Genomic DNA, 20,825 nt, shown 5'->3' on the forward strand with positions numbered 1-20,825 from the left:
GCTGCGGTCCCGACGTTCAGGGGAGGCGGCCATGGCGAGGCGGCGCAGTTCCACCGGGGTGCCGACATGAGCGCGCCGGTCGCCGGGCAGGGGCCGGTGGGCATCGGGCGCGGGCCCGTGGGCATCGGGCGGGCCGGGGCGCCGGCATGAGCGGGTTCGACGTCGTGATCCTCGCCGTGGTGCTGGTCCTGACCGTGGTCGTGCTCGGGGCGGTGCTGTTCGGCGTACGGGCGCTGCGTCGGTTCAATGCGGCGCCGGCGCCCGAGGACCCCGCCTTCATCGCCGAGAAGGACCGGCAGGAGCAGTCCCTCGCGGCCCTGCGCACCGCCGCCGACGAGGCCAACAGCACGATCGACGTGGCGAAGTCGGCCGCCGCGGCGGCGCGCGCCGAGGCGGCCGCCGCGAAGGCCGAGGCGAAGGCGGCCCGGGCGGAGGCCCGCCGGGTGCTCGACGACGCCCGGGCGGAGGCCGACACCGTCCTGGAACGGGCCCACAAGCAGGCCGAGGCCGACGCGGAGCAGCTGCGGGCCACCGCCCGGCGCAGCGGCGAGCGGGAGGTCGCGGTGCTCGCGGCCACCACGCGGGAGCAGGCCGCCGAGGTGGAGCGGCGGGCGGCCCGGATGGACGAGCGCGAGCGGCTGCACACCGAGGAGGTCGAGCGGCTCGCCGAGCGGGAGCGGCAGCTCACCGCCGCCAGCGCGGCCCTGTCGGCCCGCGAGGCCGCGCTCGCCCAGCGCGAGGCCGAGCTGGCCGAGGCGGAGGAGCAGCGGCGCCGCGAGCTGGAGCGGGTCGCCGGCCTCACCGCCGACGCGGCCCGGGCGGAGCTGATCGAGGCGATCGAGGTCCAGGCCAAGCGGGAGGCCGCGCTGCTGGTGCGGGACATCGAGTCCGACGCCCGTGGCACCGCCGAGCAGCGCGCCCGGCACATCGTCGTGGACGCCATCCAGCGGGTCGCCAGCGAGCAGACCGCGGAGAGCGTGGTCAGCGTCCTGCACCTGCCCGGGGACGAGATGAAGGGGCGGATCATCGGCCGGGAGGGCCGCAACATCCGCGCCTTCGAATCGGTCACCGGAGTCAACCTGATCATCGACGACACCCCCGAGGCGGTGCTGCTCTCCTGCTTCGACCCGGTGCGCCGGGAGGTCGGCCGGCTGACCCTGGAGAAGCTGGTCCTGGACGGGCGGATCCACCCGCACCGCATCGAGGAGGTCTACGACCTGGCCCGGCACGAGGTGGAGGAGCTCTGCCAGCGGGCCGCCGAGGACGCCCTCGTCGAGGTCGGCATCACCGAGATCCACCCGGAGCTGGTCACCCTGCTCGGCCGGCTGCGCTACCGGACGTCGTACGGGCAGAACGTGCTCAAGCACCTGGTGGAGACCGCGCACATCGCCGGCATCATGGCCGCCGAGTTGCGGCTGGACGTGCCGCTCATCAAGCGTTCGGCGTTCCTGCACGACATCGGCAAGGCGCTCACCCACGAGGTGGAGGGCAGCCACGCCATCATCGGCGCCGACCTGGCCCGCAAGTACGGCGAGAGCGAGGACGTCGTCCACGCCATCGAGGCGCACCACAACGAGGTGCCGCCGCAGACCATCGAGGCCGTCCTCACCCAGGCGTCCGACGCCTGCTCGGGCGGTCGGCCGGGGGCCCGGCGGGAGAGCCTGGAGGCGTACGTCAAGCGGCTGGAGCGGATCGAGGAGATCGCGGCCGGCAAGCTCGGCGTGGAAAAGGTCTTCGCCATGCAGGCGGGCCGGGAGATCCGGGTGATGGTCAAGCCGGACGACGTGGACGACATCGGCGCGGCCGTGCTGGCCCGGGACGTGGCCAAGCAGATCGAGGAGGAGCTGACCTATCCGGGGCAGATCCGGGTGACCGTGGTCCGCGAGTCCCGGGTCACCGAGATCGCCCGCTGACCGGGCGGTGCGGTGAGGGCTCGGTGAGGTCCACCGAGCCGCGACGCGGCCCGTCAGCCGCGCCTACCGCCCGCACGAGCGACGGGCCGTACCGTCCGGCCCGCCCCTGTCAGCGCGGCGGGCTCGTCGGATCCGAGGCTGTCCACGGACGGCACCGGGGCCGCCTGCTGACGGCGCAACGCGAAGGGCCGGCCCGATATCGGGCCGGCCCTTCGTCGTCGGTCGGGGGATCAGGCGCCGCCGGTGCCCTCGGCCTGCGCGGTGAGCGCGGCCGGGGGCGGGTTCTGGGCCGGGGTGCCGGCGGTCTTGCGACCGCGGGAGAGCCGGCGCTGGACGTACTGGGCCAGCTTCGACAGCGAGTAGTTCACCAGGATGAACAGCACCGCGATCACGACGTAGACCTGGATGGGGTTGTCCAGCACGCCGATGATCTGCTTGCCGATGTTCAGGGTCTCCTCGTAGCTGATGATGAAGCCCAGCGAGGTGTCCTTGAGCACCACGACGAGCTGGCTGATCAGCGCCGGCAGCATGATCCGGAACGCCTGCGGCAGCAGGATCATCCGGGTGGTCTGCGCCGGGGAGAGGCCGATCGCGGCCGCCGCCTCGGCCTGCCCGCCGGGCAGCCCCTCCATGCCGGAGCGGAGGATCTCGGCGATCACCACCGAGTTGTAGATGGTCAGGCCGATGACCAGGTACCACAGCGTGTCGAACGAGACGCCGAACTCGGGGAAGCCGCGGGCCACGAAGAAGATCGTGATGACCACGGGCAGGCCCCGGAACACCTCGACGCAGACCCGGGTGACCGCCGACAGGAACAGGCTCAGCCCGCGCAGCAGGTACGCCAGCGGCGTGGCGAGCCCGGTGAACCGGCGCCGGGTCAGGCTCTTGAGCTGGATCCGCAGCACCGCGAGCAGGGTGCCGACGACCAGCGAGGAGACGATCGCCAGGGCGGCGGCGGTCAGCGTGTTCTTGAAGCCGAGGGCGATCCGGTCCCACACCAGTGAGAAGTTCTCGTTGGAGGGGTCGATCAGCGGCCCCCAGAGCTCCATCGAGAACTGGCCCTTGTCGTCCAGCGGGCGGTAGATCAGGAAGTACGCGGCGACGAGCAGCAGCACCGTCGCCACCACGCTGCCGACCAGGGTGAGCCGGCGCTGCCGGGGGCCGGGTACGTCGTAGAGGACGCTCTGCTGGCTCACCGGGCCACCGCCTGCCGCTTCTCGATCCGGTCGAGGAGTGCGCCGAGGGGGACGGTCATGATCAGGTATCCGATCGAGATGCCGATGGCGACGGGGACGAAGGCGTAGCCCTCGGCCGAGGTGAGCTGGTCGGCGGTCTGCGAGAGGTCGCCGACCACGCCGAAGAAGCCGACCAGGGCCGAGTTCTTGATCATCGCGATGATCACCGACCCGAGCGGCACCACCGAGGCCTTCCAGGACTGCGGCAGCACCACGTAGCGCAGGTTCTGGCCGAAGGTCAGGCCCAGCGACCGGGCGGCCTCCGCCTGGCCGGCGGGCACGGCGTTCACGCCGGAGCGCAGCGCCTCGCAGACGAACGCCGCGGTGTAGAGCACCAGTGCGATCAGCGCGAAGCGGAAGTACGGCAGATCGGTGTCGAGCCGGCTGAACACCGCGTCCAGGCCGGGGACGCGCAGGAAGTCCGCGTTGGAGCCGAGCGCCGGCAGGCCGAACGCGGCGAAGAACATCACCACGGTCAGCGGCATGTTGCGGAAGACGTTGACGTAGCCGGTGCCGACCGCCCGCAGCGGCGGCACCGGGGAGATCCGCAGCACCGCCAGGACGGCGCCCAGGATCAGGGCGCCGACCGCAGCGAGTACGCAGATCTGGAGGGTGAGCCAGAAACCACCCGCGAAGACGTCGAACTTGTCGATGAGCACACTCACGGGCCGGTCTTCCTCCCCACCCTCCAGATCAACGGATCAGCTCAGTAGCGGTTGACGGTCGGCGCGGAGCCGAGCTCGGCACCGAACTTGCCGGCGGTCTCGTCCCAGGCCTTCTTCCAGCTGCCGTCAGCGAACGCCTTCTCCAGCGTGTCGTTGACGAAGTTGCGGAAGTCGGTGTCCTCCTTCTTCACCCCGAGGCCGTACGGCTCCTTGGTGAAGTTGTCGCCGGCCAGCTTGAACGACGCCTCGTCCTTGGCGATGTAGCCGAGCAGGATCACGTTGTCCGTGGTGACGGCGTCGACCTGGCCGCCCTTGAGGGCGTCGCGGCACTTGTCGTAGGTGTCGAAGAGCACCAGCTGGGTGGCGACGTCCTTGACGTACTTCTTGATCTCCTCGGCCGGCGTGGAGCCGGTGACCGAGCAGACCTTCTTGGCGCCGTCCTTGAACGAGTCCGGGCCGGTGATGGTGCTGTCGTCCTTCTTCACCATGATGTTCTGGCCGGCCTCGTAGTACGGCCCGGCGAACGCGATGCGCTCCTTGCGCTTGTCGTTGATCGTGTAGGTGGCGGCGACCAGGTCGACGGTGCCGTTCACGATCACGTCCTCGCGGACCTTCGAGGGGGCCTCGACCCACTCGATCTTGTCCTCGGGGATGCCGAGCTCCTTGACGATGATCTTCGCGACCTCGACGTCGAAGCCCTCCGGCTTGCCCGACAGGCCCTTCTGGCCGAAGCCGGGCTGGTCGAACTTCGTGCCGATCTTGATGGCCTGGGCCTTGTTGAGGCGCTCCATCGTGCTGCCGGCGGCGAAGGACTTGCTGCCGGCGCCGGTGCCCTTCTCGGCGTCGTCGCCACCACAGGCGGTCATGCCGAGCGCCAGGGTGGCGGCCGCCGCGAGCGCCGCTACGCGCGTGATACGCATGTTGATCTCCTTCTTCGACGGAACCCGCCGGGGGACGGCGCGCTCCAGGTACGGACGCCTAGTGCGTGAGGATCTTGGAGAGGAAGTCCTTGGCCCGCTCGCTGCGCGGGTTGGCGAAGAACTCGGCCGGCGGCGCGTCCTCGACCAGCTGCCCGTCGGCCATGAAGATGACGCGGTTCGCCGCGTGCCGGGCGAAGCCCATCTCGTGGGTCACCACGACCATGGTCATGCCCTCGCGGGCCAGCGACGTCATCACGTCCAGCACCTCGCCGACCATCTCCGGGTCCAGCGCGCTGGTCGGCTCGTCGAAGAGCATCGCCTTGGGCTGCATCGCCAGCGCCCGGGCGATCGCGACCCGCTGCTGCTGGCCGCCGGAGAGCTGGGCCGGGAACTTGTCGGCCTGGTTGGCGATGCCCACCCGGTCCAGCAGGGCCAGGCCGCGCTCGCGCGCCGCCGCCGGCTTCTCCTTGCGGACCTTGACCGGCCCCAGGGTGACGTTCTCGAGGATCGTCTTGTGCGCGAAGAGGTTGAACGACTGGAACACCATGCCGACCTCGCTGCGCAGCTTCGCCAGCGCCTTGCCCTCCGCCGGCAGTGGCTGCCCGTCGAAGGTGATCGTGCCGGAGCTGATCGGTTCGAGGCGGTTGATGGTGCGGCACAGCGTCGACTTGCCGGAGCCCGACGGGCCGATCACCACGACCACCTCGCCGCGTCCGACCGACAGTGAGACGTCGTCCAGCACGTGCAGCGGCCCGAACCACTTGTTGACCGAGTCCAGCACGATGAGCGGTTCGCCCGTCGTCACGTCGTTCACCGTCCCTGTCGTCGCGCGGGGTCGGGTGACCCCCGGTTGGGCAACTGTAGGCGGGGGGATGTGGCGGTACGCAACTCAGTTGGTCACGGAGCGATAACACCAGTTGGGATCGGGGTCAAGAGTCCGATTCTGACCGCGATCCGGACGGCCGGTGTGGCGGGGCCGGGGCGGCCCGGAGATCATGTGGGGATGACCGAACCGGTACGGCTGACCCGGTACGCCCGGGGTGGCGGCTGCGCGTGCAAGATCCCCCCGGGGGAACTGGAGACCATGGTCGCCGGGCTCGGCCCGGCCACCGGCACCGCCGAGCTGCTCGTCGGGCTCGACCACGGCGACGACGCCGCGGTGGTCCGGCTCGACGAGCGCACCGGCCTGGTCACCACCGCCGACTTCTTCACCCCCGTCGTCGACGACGCGTACGACTGGGGGCGCATCGCCGCCACCAACGCCCTCTCCGACGTGTACGCCATGGGCGGCACCCCTCTCGTCGCGCTCAACCTGCTCTGCTGGCCGCGCGGCGTGCTGCCGCTGGAGCTGGCCCGGGAGGTGCTGCGCGGCGGGCAGGACGTGGCCCGCGACGCCGGCTGCCACCTCGCCGGCGGGCACAGCGTCGACGACGAGGGCCCCAAGTACGGGCTGGCCGTCACCGGGGTGGTCCGGCCGGAGGAGCTGATCACCCTGGACGCCGGCCGGGCGGGCCTGCCGCTGTCGCTGACCAAGCCGCTCGGCGTGGGGGTGCTCAACACCCGGCACAAGGCCACCGGCGAGAGCTTCCCCGAGGCGGTCGCCGCGATGACCACCCTCAACCGCGACGCGGCGCGGGCCGCGGTGGCGGCCGGCGTCCGCTGCGGCACCGACGTGACCGGCTTCGGCCTGCTCGGGCACGCGTCCAAGCTGGCCCGGGCGAGCCGGCTGACGGTGGCGATCGACGCGGCCCGGGTGCCCTACCTGGCCGGGGCGCGGGAGGCGGTGCGCGACGGGCACGTCAGCGGCGGCAGCCGGCGCAACCTGGAGTGGGTGACGCCGTGGACCGACTTCGGCCGGGTGGCCGAGGACGAGCGGCTGCTGCTGGCCGACGCGCAGACCTCGGGCGGCCTGCTGGTCGCCGGCGAGCTGCCCGGCGCCACCGTGGTCGGCGAGCTGCTGCCGCTGGGGGAGCACCGGGTGGTCGTGCGCTGAGGGGCAACCCGACCGGCGTGGTGGCGCGCCGGGCCGGCCACCGTACCCGATAAACTGTCACCTTTCCGCTACTCGGAGCAATGGCGCTCGAGGAAATTTTGCCCGGAATGGTCACAGACCGGTAACTTGCCCCCGGCTGAGGTCATATGCACCCCACCATCGTCATTAAGGCCCGATCCGGAGGCCGGTGGGACGAGCACAGCGAGGAGGCGGCATGACCGAGCTGTGGAACTGGAGAATCGAGCAGGTACGGCCGGTGGAGGTCTACCCGGCACTGGCCGAGGCGCTCGGCCGGGTGGTGATGCCCCTGGCGGCGGCGGACCCCGCCCGCCTGCCGACGTACGCGGTGATCTGCGACGTCTGGCAGGCGCCGGGGGAGTTCGCCACGATCGTGGACTGTTACGGGGTGCCCGAGCGCCTCTCCGAGCACGGCAGCATCGCCGCGCTGGCGCGGCTGCTGGACCGCAACTGCCTGCTGCGCGACGACACGCTCGACGCCGGGCGGCACCTGCTCGTCGCGCCCGACGGCACGATCCGGCCGGTGCACTTCGACGTGCGGGAGACCGACGACGGCGAGTTGCTGGCCGACCAGCGCCTGTGCACCGACGCGGATCCCCGCTGTCGCGGCTGGTCGCAGTGCCACCGCTCGCGCTGGGCACCGGACTCGGTGCTCCCGGCGCTCGCCGCCGCCTGACCCCGCCCGACGCGCCGGGTCCGGCGGGGTGAGGTCCGCCCACCGGCCCGGCGGCGGGGTCAGCTCGCCGGGCCGGCGGAGCGGCCGCCGCGTACCTCCAGCTGGGCGAGCAGGGTCGCGGTGGCCGCGGCGACCGCGGCGACGGCCGCGTCGAAGGCGGCGGCGTTGTGGGCGGCGGGCTTGCGGAAACCCGAGATCTTGCGGACGTACTGCAACGCCGCCGCGTCGACGTCGGCCGGGGTCACCTCGGCGGCGTACGGCTCACGCAGGGTCTTGATGCTCCGGCACACGGCTGCTCCTCGTTGAGTTCGGTCGGTGGTCGGCGGATACGCTGTCCGGGTCATGACTACCGCAGCGGCGAGCAGCCCGCGCACCTATCAGGTGCGCACCTACGGCTGCCAGATGAACGTGCACGACTCCGAGCGCATCTCCGGCCTGCTGGAGCAGGCGGGCTACGTGCGCGCCGCCGAAGCCGACGACAACCCGGACGTGGTGGTGTTCAACACCTGCGCCGTCCGGGAGAACGCCGACAACCGGCTCTACGGCAACCTCGGTCACCTGCGCCCCGTCAAGGCCAGGCACCCCGGGATGCAGATCGCCGTGGGCGGCTGCCTGGCCCAGAAGGACCGGGGCGAGATCGTCCGCAAGGCGCCCTGGGTCGACGTGGTGTTCGGCACGCACAACATCGGGTCGCTGCCGGTGCTGCTGGAGCGGGCCCGGCACAACACGGCGGCCGAGGTGGAGATTCTCGAGTCCCTCGACGTCTTCCCCTCGACGCTGCCCACCCGGCGCGAGTCCACGTACGCCGGCTGGGTGTCGATCTCCGTCGGCTGCAACAACACCTGCACGTTCTGCATCGTGCCCTCCCTGCGGGGCAAGGAGAAGGACCGCCGCCCCGGCGACATCCTCTCCGAGGTCCGCGCGCTCGTCGACGAGGGCGTGCTGGAGGTGACCCTGCTCGGGCAGAACGTGAACTCCTACGGCGTCGAGTTCGGCGACCGGCTCGCCTTCGGCAAGCTGCTGCGCGCCTGCGGCGACATCGAGGGGCTGGAGCGGGTCCGGTTCACCAGCCCGCACCCGAAGGACTTCACCGACGACGTGATCGCCGCGATGGCCGAGACGCCCAACGTCTGCCACTCGCTGCACATGCCGCTCCAGTCCGGTTCCGACGACGTGCTGCGGGCCATGCGCCGCTCGTACCGGGCCGACCGCTACCTCGGCATCATCTCCAAGGTCCGGGCGGCGATGCCGGACGCGGCGATCACCACCGACATCATCGTCGGCTTCCCCGGCGAGACCGAGGCCGACTTCGCGCGCACCCTCGACGTGGTCCGCGAGGCCCGCTTCTCCTCCGCGTTCACCTTCCAATACTCGAAGCGCCCCGGCACGCCGGCCGCCACGATGGACGGCCAGCTGCCCAAGCAGGTCGTGCAGGAGCGCTACGAGCGGCTGATCGCCTGCGTGGAGGAGATCACCTGGGCGGAGAACAGGAAGCTCGTGGGGGAGACCGTCGAGGTGCTGGTCGCCGTCGGCGAGGGGCGCAAGGACGAGCGCACGGGCCGGATGTCCGGCCGCGCCCGCGACGGCCGCCTGGTCCACTTCGCCACCGGCGCGGACGGCCGGCCCGGCGAGGAGGGTTCCCCGGCGGGACGGATCCGCCCGGGCGACATCGTGCACACCACCATCACCTACGCCGCCCCGCACCACCTCAACGCCGACGGCGAGCCGCTGTCGCACCGGCGCACGCGGGCCGGCGACGCCGCCGAGGCGGGGCGCGCCCCGCGTACGCCGGGGGTGCTGCTCGGGCTGCCCACGATCGGCGTGCCGGCCGTGGCGCCCGCGCCGACGACCGGCTGCGCCGCGCACTGACCCGCGACCGGCCGGGGCCCGCACGCGGACCCCGGCCGGTGCGCTCAGGCCGTCAGACGGAGATCCGACCCGCGCCCGCGCCGGCGGTCACGATGGACTTCACGCTGCTCGCGGCGTCCATGCTGTACGAGTACGGGATGCTCCGGACGCTGCCGCCGGCCTGGCCGCTGCCGGAGTTGACGAAGTGGTTGTTCCGGGCCACCAGCGTGCCGGGGCCGGAGTCGCCCTCGCCGAGGTGGTACGGGTCCTCGACGTTCTCGAAGTAGTTGCCCTCGACCAGCACCCCGGCGTTCTCGGTGGACGCGACGCCGTAGCCGCTGTTGCTGTCGTAGTAGTTGTTGAACACGTGGACCGGGTTGCCGAAGCGGACCCGGGGGTGGCGCTGGCTGCTCTCGTCGAACCAGTTGTGGTGGTAGGTCACCCGCAGGTGGCCGCTGTCCTGGCTGGCGTTGCTGTCGCTGTGCCCGAGCAGCATCGACTTGTCGTGGTCGTAGACCCGGTTCCACGACACGGTGATGAAGTCCGAGCCGCGCTTGATGTCGACCGCGCCGTCGTAGCCGTTGGTGAAGCTGTTGTGGTCGATCCAGACGTTGGTGGCCGACTCCTGCACGTTGATCGCGTCGTCGTTCCAGTTCCGGAAGGTCAGGTTCCGGATGATGACGTTGCGGTCGCCGCTGATGTTGAAGCCGCAGCCGGAGATGGTCGCGCCGGGGTTGCCGAGGATGGTCTTGTGGGACCGGACCCGCAGCATGCCGGAGCAGGAGATGGTGCCGGAGACCCGGATCACCGCCGCGCTGCTGGAGCCGACCGCGCTGGTCAGGGCGGAGGCGGTGGTCACGGTGACGGGGTTGCCACTGCCGCCGGTGGTGCCGCCGTTCTGGGTGGCCCAGCCGACCAGCCCGGTGGGGGCGGCCGAGGCGGGTGCGGTGGCGGCGGTCAGCGCCCCCGCGGCGAGCAGCGCGGCGCTGGCGGCGGCGGTGAGCAGGATGGTGCGACGTCGGGACGTACGCATGGTGCTTCCCTTCGGTGGTGGCGGGCTCGCGGACCGCGGGCCGACCCTGCGACGCCGTGCCCGGTGGCGTCTGGTCGGCGGGGACGGCGGGTTGCGGCCCCGGAGGTGCGGACTGGCTGCGCGAAGTTGCGGCTCCCGTGCTGGCGCTGCCGAGCGATCAGGTAAGCGCTTTCCTGATATAAACACAGACCCCCATCGATGTAAAGGCCCCGGCCCGCACGAGGATTGGCGGCCGTCCCCGAGGCAGGGACGACCGCCGATCGGAGGGTGGCTCAGCAGGCGACGCCGTCGAGCCGCACCGTGCCCGGCGCGGTGGACGGGCCGTTGGCGGTGAAGCCGACGGTCACCGATGCGCCCGGCGCCAGCGCCGCCGCCCAGGTCGGGGCCGCCGCCGTCACCGTCGCGCCGGACTGGGTCACCGTGGCGTTCCAGCCGCTGGCCAGGGTCACCCCGGCCGGCCAGCTCCAGGTGACCCGCCACGGGTCGACCGTCGCGGTGCCCGTGTTCGTCACCGTCAAATCCCCCTGGAAGCCGCCCTGCCACGCGTTGGCCTGCCGGTACGCGGCGGTGCAGCCCCCGGTGGGCGGCGGCGACGAGGTCGGCGTCGCCGTCGGCGTGCCCGTGGGGCCGCCCCCGCCGCCGACCGGCGGGATCAGGTACGGCTGGAGGATGGCCTGCTTGGTGGTGTTGATGCTGGTCCAGTCGTCGAGCGCGATGCCCCCGGTGTCGCCGGAGTTCGGGTTCCACGACCAGTAGGTGAAGGACATCCCGTCGACCCCGGTGCCGGTGTAGGCCATCAGCTTCTCCAGCCACACCTTGTCCCGGGGATCGGCCAGGGTGCTGCCGAACTCGCCCAGCATGATCGGCGCGATGTTCTGCCTGTGCAGGTAGCCCCAGTACTTGTCCCAGATGCCCGGCAGGTTGCCCGGGAAGTCCGGGCTCTTGAACCAGGCCTGCTCGAAGACCGAGGTGGCGTACTCGTGCGGCGAGTAGACCAGCCGGTTCGGCACGTCGAGGCGGACCGGGAAGTCCTTGGCCTTCGTGAGGTTGCCGCCCCACCAGCCGCAGTCCTCGTCGTTGCCCGGGTCGTTGTCCCAGACGTTGGAGAGGCCGCCGCTGGGGCAGCTCACGCCCTCCACGAAGATCAGCCAGTTCGGCTGCACCGAGAGGATCGCGTTGCCGGCCCGCTCGGCGGCCAGCCGCCAGTCCCGGGGCCGGATCGCCGCAGCCCCAGCACGCGCCCGTGGCCGCCGGGTTGGTCCCCTCGGCGTGCGGCTCGTTGTGCAGGTCCGCCCCGATCACGGTGGTGTTGCCGGCGTACCGCCGGGCGAGCATCTTCCAGTCGTCGATCCAGGTCGCCTCGGAGACCGTCGGGGTGTACCAGAGCGCGGACTGACCAGCCGAGGTCGGCCGGTGCCGGTCCAGGATGACCCGCATCCCCTTGCCGCCGGCGTAGTCGATGACCTTGTCGAGGATCTGTAGCGGGGAGAGCCCGACCAGGTCCGGGTTGACGAAGTCGTTGATGCCGCTGGCCGTGGCGCCCGGCTTCAACGCGTCGTTCGAGTACGGGACGCGCAGCGTGTTCGAACTGCCCGCCGCCACCCCAGGTGGCGCGGGCGGGAACCGGGCGACGGCCGTCACGCTCCCTGAAGGAGTACGCGGACAGGGTGCGACGGGACGTGCCACGCGGGATGCGGCCGCTCGCGGGGACCACCGGCGTTCCCCGACGACGCGGTGTGCGCCCTCGGTGCCCTCGCACCGGTGCCGGACCTGGCTCCGCCGCTCATTCTGATCAGCGCGCCTCGATGCGTCAACCGCCCCGTGCCCGGGCGGACGGTCCCGGGCGGACAGCCGGAAGCCCCCGGTCCGTGGCGGACCGGGGGCTTCCGTGGTGGCTCGGCCCGAGGTGGCTCGGTGGCCGTCGTGGTGGCTCGTCCGGCTCAGCCGGCCTGCTCGGCGAGCTGGAGGAACTGCCGCTTGGAGGCCAGCGCCTGCTCGGCCTCCCTGACCCGCCGGGCGTCCCCGGCCGCCTGGGCCCGGGCCAGCCGCTCCTCGGCCTCGGCGACCTGCGCCCGCATCTGGGCGAGCAGGGGGTTGTCCTCCTTGGTGGTGCGCCGCCACGCGGAGTCCATCACCTCGCGGACCTTCTCGTCGATCGCGCGCAGCCGGCGCTCCAGCCCGGCCGCCGCCTCACGGGGCACCCGGCCGGCCTCGTGCCACTGGGCCTGGATCTCCCGCAGCTTGGCCTGCGCGCCCTTCGGGTCGCCGTCGACGTCCAGCGCCTCGGCTTCGGCGAGCAGCGCCTGCTTGCGCTCCAGGTTGCCCCGCTGCTCGTTGTCGCGGGCCGAGAAGACCTCGCTGCGCCGGGTGAAGAACTCGTCCTGCGCGGCGCGGAACCGTTCCCAGAGCTTCTGCTCCGCCTCCTTGGAGGCGCGGGGGGCGGCCTTCCACTGGTTCATCAGGTCCTTGAGCTGGTTGGCGGTGGCCGCCCAGTCGGTGGACTCCTTGAGCTTCTCGGCCTCGGCGACAAGCTCCTCCTTGACCGTCTGCGCCTGCTTGCGCTGCGCGTCGAGGGAGGCGAAGTGGGCGCCCCGGCGGCGGGTGAAGCCGTCCCGCGCGGCGGCGAAGCGCTTCCACAGCTCGCCGTCGGTCTTCTTGTCGACCCCGCGGATGGTCTTCCACTCGTCGAGGATCTCCTTGAGCCGGTCCCCGGCGGTCTTCCAGCCGGTCGACTCGGCGGCCAGCTTCTCCGCCTCCTCCACGAGGGCCTGCTTGCGGGCGAGCGCCTCGCCGCGGGCGGCCTCCCGGGCGGCCTTGGCCTCGCCGGCCTTCTCCTCGGCGACCGTGGCGAGCCGGTCCAGCCGGGCGGCCAGGGCGTCGATGTCGCCGACGACGTGCGCCTCGGCCAGCGACGCGCGGATCCGCCGGATGGTGGTCAGTGAATGGCCGGCGTCGGCGGCACCCGAGTTGAGCCGGGCCTCCGTCAGGTTGACCTCGGTCACCAGGTCGTCGAAGCGGCGGGCGAAGTGGGCCAGCCCCTCCTCGGGCGCTCCCGCCTGCCAGGATCCGACCACCCGCTCGCCGTCGGCGGTCTTGACGTACACGGTGCCGTCCGCGTCCACCCGTCCGAAGGCAGTCCAGTCGCTCATGTGCCCATCCTCGTTCTCCCGGCGTCGGGGAGCAGTCCCGCGATCGCCGCCACGGCGCAGCAAAGTTTCCCCCGGCATTGTCACAGGTGCGACCCCGTTCCCGTCGAGCGCCTATCGCCGACCGTGACCATACGGTGTCCTAGCGCCCGCGGACAGGCTTCCTGGGAGGAGTGTCGGAATCCGGCGTACGGCGTACCGTACGGCGCGCCCCGACGCGGCGGCCGTCGTCGGGCGGGTGCGGGACGCCGGGCGCCGTCGTGCCGATACCGTTGCCGGGTGCCTCTGGTCGCCGCCGCCGTCTGCCCCCACCCGCCGCTGATCGTCCCCGAGCTGGCCGGCGCCGCCGCGCCCGAGCTGGACGAGCTCCGTGCCGCCTGCGACGCCGCGGTCGCCGGCCTGCTCGCCGCCCGGCCCGAGGTGATCGTCCTGGTCGGCGGCGGGCCGGAGACCACCCGCTTCAACGCGGCCGACCGCGGCTCGCTGCGCCACTTCGGCCTCGACCGGGACGTGCGGCTGTGGAAGGTGAACTGCGCCGGCGGCGAGCGGCTGCCGCTGAGCCTGACCATCGGCGCGTGGCTGGTCGGGCGCTCCCGCACCGAGCTGCCCCGGCTGGCCCGTTCCGTCGCGACCGACGCGTCCCCGGTGCAGTGCGCCGAGCTGGGGGCGGCGCTCGGCGCGGCGACGGAGCCGCGTACCGCGCTGCTGGTGACGGGGGACGGGTCGGCCTGCCGCGGCCCGAAGTCGCCCGGCTACGACGACCCGCGCGCCGAGGCGTACGACGACGGGGTCGCCCGCGCCCTGGCCGACGCGGACGCCGAGGCCCTGCTCGACCTGGACCCGGTCCTGTCGGCGCAGCTGAAGGCCGCCGGCCGCGCGCCCTGGCAGGTGCTGGCCGGCGCGGTCCGCGCGACGGGCGGCGACTGGCGCGGCGAGCTGCGCCACTACTCGGCGCCCTACGGCGTCGCCTACCTCGTGTCGTCCTGGGCGCCGGCGTGACCGACCGTCCGTCGGCCGGGACGGTCGTCGCCGTGGTCGGGCCGACGGCGGCCGGCAAGTCGGCGCTGAGCATCGCCCTCGCGCACGCCCTCGACGGCGAGGTCGTCAACGCCGACTCGATGCAGCTCTACCGGGGCATGGACGTCGGCACCGCCAAGCTCACCCCGGCCGAGCGCGAGGGGGTGCCGCACCACCTGCTGGACATCTGGGACGTCACCGAGCCGGCGAGCGTCGCGGAGTACCAGCGGCTGGCCCGCGCCGCCGTCGACGACATCCTGGCCCGGGGCCGGGTGCCGCTGCTGGTCGGCGGCTCCGGCCTCTACGTGCGGGCGGTGCTGGAGCAATTCGAGTTCCCCGGCACCGACCCGGCGGTGCGCGAGCGGCTGGAACGGGAGCTGGCCGAGGTCGGCCCCGCGCCCCTGTACGCCCGGCTGCGCGAGGCCGACCCGGCCGCCGCGGCGGGGATCCTGCCCGGCAACGGCCGGCGGATCGTCCGCGCCCTGGAGGTCATCGAGCTGACCGGGGCGCCGTTCACCGCCTCGCTGCCCGACCCGACCCCGTACTACCCCTCGGTGCAGCTCGGGGTGGACCTGGACACCGCGCTGCTGGACGAGCGGATCGCGCTGCGGGTGGACCGGATGTGGGCCGACGGCCTGGTCGCCGAGACCCGGGGCCTGGTCGGGCGTGGCCTGCCCGAGGGGCGTACGGCCAGCCGCGCGCTCGGCTACCAGCAGGTGCTGCGCTTCCTCGCCGGTGAGCTGACCGAGGCCGAGGCGCACGACGAGACCGTGCGGGCCACCCGGCGCTTCGTGCGGCGGCAGCGCTCCTGGTTCCGCCGCGACCCGCGGATCCACTGGCTGGACTCGTCCGCGCCGGACCTGATCCCGGCCGCCCTGCGCCTGCTCCCCGCCGCTGCGCGATGATGGGGGCGTGCAGTTCACCAAGGGCCACGGCACCGGCAACGACTTCGTCATCCTGCCCGATCCGGACAACCGGCTCGACCTGACACCCGGGCTGGTCGCGGCCCTCTGCGACCGGCGACGCGGGCTCGGCGGCGACGGCGTGCTGCGGGTGGTCCGGGCCGCGGCGCATCCGGAGGGCGCCGGGGCGTCCGGCGAGGCCGAGTGGTTCATGGACTACTGGAACGCCGACGGGTCGTTCGCGGAGATGTGCGGCAACGGCGCCCGGGTCTTCGTCCGCTACCTGGTCGCCTCCGGGCTGGCCGAGCCGGAGGAGGGGGCGCTGCCGGTGGTCACCCGGGCCGGCGTCGTGCGCGCGCTGGTCACGGCCGACGCCGTCGCCGTCGAGATGCGCCGCCCCCGGCTGTACGACACCGCGACCGCCACCCTCGGCGGGCTGACCCTGCCCGGCACGGCGGTCGACGTGGGCAACCCGCACCTGGTCTGCGCGCTGCCGGCCGGGCTGGAGCTGACCGCGCTCGACCTCACCCGGGCCCCCGACGTCGACCCGGCGGTCTTCCCGGCCGGCGTGAACGTGGAGTTCACGGCGCCGGGCGAGCCGGTCGACGGCACCGACGGCCACGTGCTCATGCGGGTCCACGAGCGCGGCTCCGCCGAGACGCTCTCCTGCGGCACGGGTGCCTGCGCGGTGGCCGCGGTGGCCCTGCGCGACGCCGGCCGGGACACCGGCGTGCTGGCGGTGGACGTCCCCGGCGGACGCCTGTCGGTCACGGTGACCGAGGACTCCTGCTGGCTGGCCGGCCCGGCCACCCTGGTGGCCACGGGCACCCTCGACCCCACCACCCTCACCACCGCTCCCTGACCCGCCCCGCCCCTCCGCCCTCCCTTATCGGTCGATCATGCAGTTGTGGTGGGCACATTGCCCTCCGGTGCCCCATTTGCGGGGCACCGCAACTGCATGATCGACCCCGACGGGGGGTGCGGGGGTGGGGGGTGGGGGTCAGGGGGTGGCGCTGGCTCCGGCGGCGATCTCGGGGAGGTCGGCCGGGCCCGGGTCGGCGGCGGGGGCCGGGGCCGGGTTCTGGGCGGCGGCGCGGACCGCCGCGGCGACCGCCGGGGAGACCCGGGAGTCGAAGACGCTGGGCACGATCACCGTCGGGTTGATCTTGTCCTCGCCGACCACGTCGGCGATGGCGCGGGCCGCCGCGATCGCCATCTCCTCGGTGAACTCCTCGGCGTGCGCGTCGAGCATGCCCCGGAAGACGCCCGGGAAGGCGAGCACGTTGTTGATCTGGTTCGGCTGGTCGGAGCGGCCGGTGGCGACCACTGCGGCGTGCTTGCGCGCCTCCCGCGGGTCGACCTCCGGATCCGGGTTGGCCAGCGCGAAGACGATCGAGTCCTTGGCCATCGTGGCGATGTCGTCGCCGGTGAGCAGGTTCGGCGCGCTCACCCCGATGAAGACGTCCGCGCCGCGTACCGCCCCGGCCAGGTCGCCGGAGTAGTTCTCCCTGTTGGTGTTCTCGGCCAGCCACTGCCACGCCGGGTTGAGCCCGCTCTGGCCGCGGTGCAGGGCGCCCTGGCGGTCGTACGCGATGATGTCGCCGACGCCCTGGCGCAGCAGCAGCTTCATGATCGCGGTGCCGGCCGCGCCCGCGCCGGAGACCACGACCCGGACGTCCGCGAGCTGCTTGCCCACGACGCGCAGCGCGTTGGTCAGCGCGGCCAGCACGCAGATCGCGGTGCCGTGCTGGTCGTCGTGGAAGACCGGGATGTCCAGCGCCTCGCGCAGCCGCGCCTCGATCTCGAAGCAGCGGGGCGCGGCGATGTCCTCCAGGTTGATCCCGCCGTACGCCGGGGCGATCGCCTTGACGATCTGCACGATCTCGTCGGTGTCCTGGGTGTCGAGCACCACCGGCCAGGCGTCCACCCCGCCGAAGCGCTTGAACAGCGCCGCCTTGCCCTCCATCACCGGCAGCGACGCCGCCGGCCCGAGGTTGCCCAGGCCCAGCACGGCCGAGCCGTCGCTGACCACGGCCACGGTGTTGCGCTTGATGGTCAGGCGGCGGGCGTCGGCCGGGTTCTCCGCGATCGCCATGCAGACCCGCGCCACCCCCGGGGTGTACGCCCGGGACAGCTCGTCACGGTTGCGCAGCGCCACCTTCGAGCTGACCTCGATCTTGCCGCCGAGGTGCAGGAGGAAGGTCCGGTCGGAGACCTTGCGCACGTCCACGCCGTCCAGCGCCGTCAGCGCGTCGACGACCTGGTCGGCGTGGCTGGCGTCGGCGGTGTCGCAGGTCAGGTCGACGAGCACGTGGGTCGGGTCGGAGTCCACCACGTCGAGCGCGGTGACGATCGCCCCGGCCTCACCCACGGAGGTGGTCAGCCGGCCGATCGAGGACGCGTCCGCCGGCACGGCGATCCGAATCGTGATCGAGAATCCGGCACTTGGAAGTCGGGTGATGGCCACGGGATCCCTCCGTCGACGCTGAACGGCTCGCCCCGCATTTCTACTCGCCCCTACGGGCCCCTCCGGCATCCGCCCCCACTTTTGTGGCCCGTTCGAGCGGGCATATAGCGGGTGCGTTCCGCGTTGGCACATGTCAGGATTGCTCGGTACGTGACAGAACGGACAGGAGACCGGCTTGCACAACCAGGAGACCCTTCTTCCCTACGAGGACGACGAGCTCGACGCCACCACCGGTGAGTTCGAGCTGTCGGAGCGGCAGGCGCTGCGGCGGGTCCCCGGCCTCTCCACCGAGCTCGCGGACATCACCGAGGTCGAGTACCGCCAACTGCGCCTGGAGCGCGTGGTCCTCGTCGGCGTCTGGACCGAGGGCTCGCAGAGCGACGCCGAGAACTCCCTCACCGAGCTGGCCGCGCTGGCGGAGACCGCCGGCTCGCAGGTGCTCGAGGGGCTGATCCAGCGGCGCAACCGCCCCGACCCCGCCACCTACGTCGGCCGGGGCAAGGTCGACGACCTCGGCGCGGTCGTCCTCGCCACCGGTGCCGACACGGTGATCTGCGACGGTGAGCTGTCGCCGTCCCAGCTGCGCAACCTGGAGCAGCGCACCAAGGTCAAGGTGGTCGACCGCACCGCGCTGATCCTCGACATCTTCGCCCAGCACGCCAAGAGCAGGGAGGGCAAGGCGCAGGTCGAGCTCGCCCAGCTCGAATACCTGCTGCCGCGCCTGCGCGGTTGGGGTGAGACCCTCTCGCGGCAGACCGGCGGTAGCGGTCGCGGCGGCGGCGCCGGCGGCGGCGTGGGTCTGCGCGGCCCCGGTGAGACGAAGCTGGAGACCGACCGGCGCCGGATCCGCCACCGCATCGCCCGGCTGCGCCGGGAGATCAAGGGCATGAAGACGGTACGCCAGACCAAGCGCGCCCGGCGCTCCCGCAACGCCGTGCCGGCCGTGGCCATCGCCGGCTACACCAACGCCGGCAAGTCGAGCCTGCTCAACCGGCTGACCGGGGCGGGCGTGCTGGTCGAGAACGCGCTCTTCGCCACCCTCGACCCGACCACCCGCAAGGCCACCACGGCCGACGGGCGGCTCTACACCCTCTCCGACACGGTCGGGTTCGTCCGGCACCTGCCCCACCAGATCGTCGAGGCGTTCCGCTCGACCCTGGAGGAGGTCGCCGAGGCCGACCTGGTGGTGCATGTCGTCGACGGCACCCACCCGGACCCGGAGGAGCAGGTCCGGGCGGTCCACGAGGTGCTCGCCGAGGTGGGCGCCGACCGGCTGCCCGAGCTGCTGGTGGTCAACAAGACCGACACGGCTGACGAGGAGACGCTGCTGCGGCTCAAGCGGCTCTGGCCGGAGGCGGTCTTCGTCTCCGCGCACACGGGCCGCGGGATCGACGGGCTGCGCGAGGCCGTCGAGGCGCGGCTGCCCCGCCCGGCCGTGGAGGTCCGCGCGGTGCTGCCGTACGACCGGGGCGACCTGGTGGCCCGGGTGCACCGCCAGGGCGAGGTGCTGAGCACCTCCCACCTGCCGGAGGGCACCCTCGTGCACGTCCGGGTCGGCGAGGCGCTCGCCGCCGAGCTGGCGCCGTTCCGGGCGGAGGAGGGCCAGGCCGTCGCCGGCGCGCGGTGACGCCCTCCCGGCGTCACGCGTCGGAAACGCCCGGCATGCGACACTGATTCAATGCGCCGCGCTGTTTCTTCGGTCACGGTCGCCCTCGGCTTGCTGGGGGCGACCGTGGCGTGTACCGGGGTCGCCCTGGCAGCGGCGCCCGCCTCGGCCGCGTCCACGCTCGCGGCCGCCCCGGGCAAGAAGCGGTGCACGGTCACCGACGAACGGCTGCGGGAGCTGTCGGGCCTGGTCGCCACCAGGAGCGGCTACATCGTGATCAACGACGGCACCGAGGTGGAGAGCCGCAAGCGGGTCTTCTTCCTCGACGCCAAGTGCGAGATGACGAAGGAGCCGGTCGGCTACTCGGGACAGGGGCCGTTCGACACGGAGGACCTGGCGCTCTCGCCGGACGGCAAGACGCTCTGGATCGCCGACATCGGCGACAACAGCAAGCGGCGCGAACGGGTGGCGTTGTGGAGCATGCCGGTCAGCGGGTCGAAGCGGCCGGCGCTGCACCGCCTCTCCTACCCCGAGGGCAAGCGGCACGACGCCGAGGCGCTGCTGATCGGCGACGACGGCAACCCGTTGATCATCACCAAGGTGATGTCCGGCAAGGCCCAGATCTTCACGCCCGCCGAGAAGATGAAGAGCGGGGACAGCCCGGCCGTGCCGATGAAGAAGGTCGGCGAGATCAGCCTGCCGGAGACCGACACGGACAACCGGCTCGGCGCCCCGGGCCGCATGGCGATCACCGGCGCGGCCCGGTCCCCCGACGGCTCCCGGGTGGTGGTGCGCACCTACGCCGACGCCTTCGAGTACGACGTGACCGAGGGGAACGTCGTGGCGGCCCTGACCGGCGGCACGCCCCGCGTGACGGCGCTCGCCGACCCGTTCGGCGAGGCGATCAGCTACAGCCCCGACGGCAAGACCTTCCTCACCGTCTCCGACGGCGGGCAGCTCGACGAGGACGCGCCGATCGACATCCTCGGCTACACGCCCTCCACGGAGGGCGCGAAACCGGTGGCCGGCGGGGGCGACGCGCCGAAGAAGGCCGGCCAGTCCTGGCTCGACGGCCTGAGCCTGAGTGACATCACCTACCTGATCGCGGCCGTGGGGGTGATCGGCGCGCTGATGGTGGCGGCCGGTGTCTTCGGCATCCTCCGGGCCCGGCGCAAGCCGGCGCCTCCCCGCGGCGACGACGGCCCGGACCGGGACGACGTCCTCGACGACGACCGGCCTGGGCCGGCGGACGACGGCTTCCTCCCACCGGGCGACCGGGGGCGGGGCGGTGTCTACGGCGGCGCGCCGGCGGGCGGGGTGTACGGCGGCCCGGCCGGTGGTGGGCGCGGCGGTCCCGCGCCGGCCGGCGGCGGCGCCCGTGGCGGC

General features: G+C 72.8%; 18 protein-coding genes and 1 pseudogene. 9 read left to right on the top strand and 10 right to left on the bottom strand.

Features of this window, described 5'->3' with window-relative positions; translation table 11 throughout:
• Positions 1 to 146 precede the first annotated feature (146 nt).
• The gene (rny, locus tag AB0G08_RS24035; RefSeq protein WP_358091679.1) at positions 147 to 1,913 is read left to right on the top strand and encodes a ribonuclease Y; all 1,767 of its coding nucleotides are present in this window, start codon (positions 147 to 149) and stop codon (positions 1,911 to 1,913) included.
• 230 nt (positions 1,914 to 2,143) lie between these two features.
• Here the strand turns inward: rny and AB0G08_RS24040 are convergent, their stop codons facing one another.
• From AB0G08_RS24040 to AB0G08_RS24055, 4 genes are read right to left on the bottom strand one after another with little or no spacing between them, the layout of a single operon-like run.
• The gene (locus AB0G08_RS24040) at positions 2,144 to 3,109 is read right to left on the bottom strand and encodes an amino acid ABC transporter permease (protein WP_358091681.1); all 966 of its coding nucleotides are present in this window, start codon (positions 3,107 to 3,109) and stop codon (positions 2,144 to 2,146) included.
• Entirely contained in the window at positions 3,106 to 3,813 is a 708-nt protein-coding gene (locus AB0G08_RS24045) for an amino acid ABC transporter permease (RefSeq protein WP_358091683.1), read from the bottom strand. The genes AB0G08_RS24040 and AB0G08_RS24045 overlap by 4 nt, the downstream gene beginning before the upstream one ends.
• Positions 3,814 to 3,854: 41 nt before the next feature.
• Positions 3,855 to 4,733, bottom strand: coding sequence for a glutamate ABC transporter substrate-binding protein (locus AB0G08_RS24050; protein WP_358091685.1), 879 nt, complete (start codon positions 4,731 to 4,733; stop codon positions 3,855 to 3,857).
• A gap of 58 nt (positions 4,734 to 4,791) precedes the next feature.
• Positions 4,792 to 5,547 carry an amino acid ABC transporter ATP-binding protein gene (locus AB0G08_RS24055; protein WP_091620503.1) on the bottom strand — a complete coding sequence of 252 codons (756 nt, stop codon included), beginning with the start codon at positions 5,545 to 5,547 and terminating at the stop codon, positions 4,792 to 4,794.
• 189 nt (positions 5,548 to 5,736) lie between these two features.
• On the opposite strand from AB0G08_RS24055, the gene selD reads away from it, so the two are divergent.
• Together selD and AB0G08_RS24065 are read left to right on the top strand one after the other, a co-directional pair.
• Positions 5,737 to 6,726 carry a selenide, water dikinase SelD gene (selD, locus tag AB0G08_RS24060; protein WP_358091687.1) on the top strand — a complete coding sequence of 330 codons (990 nt, stop codon included), beginning with the start codon at positions 5,737 to 5,739 and terminating at the stop codon, positions 6,724 to 6,726.
• A gap of 214 nt (positions 6,727 to 6,940) precedes the next feature.
• Positions 6,941 to 7,420, top strand: a complete 480-nt coding sequence (locus tag AB0G08_RS24065; RefSeq protein ID WP_357880658.1) for a hypothetical protein — start codon at positions 6,941 to 6,943, stop codon at positions 7,418 to 7,420.
• 59 nt (positions 7,421 to 7,479) lie between these two features.
• Here the strand turns inward: AB0G08_RS24065 and AB0G08_RS24070 are convergent, their stop codons facing one another.
• Positions 7,480 to 7,710 carry a DUF2277 family protein gene (locus AB0G08_RS24070; RefSeq protein ID WP_358091689.1) on the bottom strand — a complete coding sequence of 77 codons (231 nt, stop codon included), beginning with the start codon at positions 7,708 to 7,710 and terminating at the stop codon, positions 7,480 to 7,482.
• Between the two features lie 52 nt (positions 7,711 to 7,762).
• On the opposite strand from AB0G08_RS24070, the gene miaB reads away from it, so the two are divergent.
• On the top strand, positions 7,763 to 9,289 hold the full coding sequence (gene miaB / locus AB0G08_RS24075) for a tRNA (N6-isopentenyl adenosine(37)-C2)-methylthiotransferase MiaB (protein ID WP_358091691.1): 1,527 nt from the start codon (positions 7,763 to 7,765) through the stop codon (positions 9,287 to 9,289).
• A gap of 52 nt (positions 9,290 to 9,341) precedes the next feature.
• Here miaB and AB0G08_RS24080 read toward each other — a convergent pair whose 3' ends face one another.
• The 4 genes and pseudogenes from AB0G08_RS24080 to AB0G08_RS24095 form a co-directional block, all read right to left on the bottom strand.
• Complete coding sequence (locus tag AB0G08_RS24080) at positions 9,342 to 10,301, bottom strand: right-handed parallel beta-helix repeat-containing protein (RefSeq protein WP_358091713.1); 960 nt, start codon at positions 10,299 to 10,301, stop codon at positions 9,342 to 9,344.
• A 272-nt stretch (positions 10,302 to 10,573) separates the two neighbouring features.
• Positions 10,574 to 11,464, bottom strand: coding sequence for a cellulose binding domain-containing protein (locus AB0G08_RS24085; RefSeq protein WP_358091693.1), 891 nt, complete (start codon positions 11,462 to 11,464; stop codon positions 10,574 to 10,576).
• Between the two features lie 151 nt (positions 11,465 to 11,615).
• Positions 11,616 to 11,987, bottom strand: a pseudogene (locus tag AB0G08_RS24090) (cellulase family glycosylhydrolase); the annotation flags it as partial.
• A 254-nt stretch (positions 11,988 to 12,241) separates the two neighbouring features.
• Entirely contained in the window at positions 12,242 to 13,450 is a 1,209-nt protein-coding gene (locus AB0G08_RS24095) for a DUF349 domain-containing protein (RefSeq protein WP_358091695.1), read from the bottom strand.
• A 276-nt stretch (positions 13,451 to 13,726) separates the two neighbouring features.
• On the opposite strand from AB0G08_RS24095, the gene AB0G08_RS24100 reads away from it, so the two are divergent.
• The 3 genes from AB0G08_RS24100 to dapF are packed head-to-tail and all read left to right on the top strand — an operon-like array spanning position 13,727 to position 16,228.
• Positions 13,727 to 14,446 (top strand): hypothetical protein, encoded by a 720-nt coding sequence (locus AB0G08_RS24100; protein ID WP_358091697.1) that lies wholly within the window; start codon positions 13,727 to 13,729, stop codon positions 14,444 to 14,446.
• The gene (gene miaA / locus AB0G08_RS24105) at positions 14,443 to 15,369 is read left to right on the top strand and encodes a tRNA (adenosine(37)-N6)-dimethylallyltransferase MiaA (RefSeq protein ID WP_358091699.1); all 927 of its coding nucleotides are present in this window, start codon (positions 14,443 to 14,445) and stop codon (positions 15,367 to 15,369) included. Before AB0G08_RS24100 ends, miaA begins: the two co-directional genes overlap by 4 nt.
• A 7-nt stretch (positions 15,370 to 15,376) precedes the next feature.
• Positions 15,377 to 16,228: a diaminopimelate epimerase gene (gene dapF / locus AB0G08_RS24110; protein ID WP_358091701.1), complete on the top strand. Its 852-nt coding sequence runs from the start codon at positions 15,377 to 15,379 to the stop codon at positions 16,226 to 16,228.
• Positions 16,229 to 16,366: 138 nt separating this feature from the next.
• Here the strand turns inward: dapF and AB0G08_RS24115 are convergent, their stop codons facing one another.
• Entirely contained in the window at positions 16,367 to 17,833 is a 1,467-nt protein-coding gene (locus tag AB0G08_RS24115) for an NAD-dependent malic enzyme (RefSeq protein WP_358091703.1), read from the bottom strand.
• A gap of 175 nt (positions 17,834 to 18,008) precedes the next feature.
• On the opposite strand from AB0G08_RS24115, the gene hflX reads away from it, so the two are divergent.
• Positions 18,009 to 19,460 carry a GTPase HflX gene (gene hflX / locus AB0G08_RS24120; RefSeq protein ID WP_358091705.1) on the top strand — a complete coding sequence of 484 codons (1,452 nt, stop codon included), beginning with the start codon at positions 18,009 to 18,011 and terminating at the stop codon, positions 19,458 to 19,460.
• 51 nt (positions 19,461 to 19,511) lie between these two features.
• A partial coding sequence (locus tag AB0G08_RS24125; protein WP_358091707.1) for a hypothetical protein occupies positions 19,512 to 20,825 on the top strand: 1,314 nt, incomplete at its 3' end.

Origin of the sequence: Micromonospora sp. NPDC023644, from assembly GCF_040640115.1 — a bacterium.
Classification (GTDB): Bacteria; Actinomycetota; Actinomycetes; order Mycobacteriales; family Micromonosporaceae; genus Micromonospora.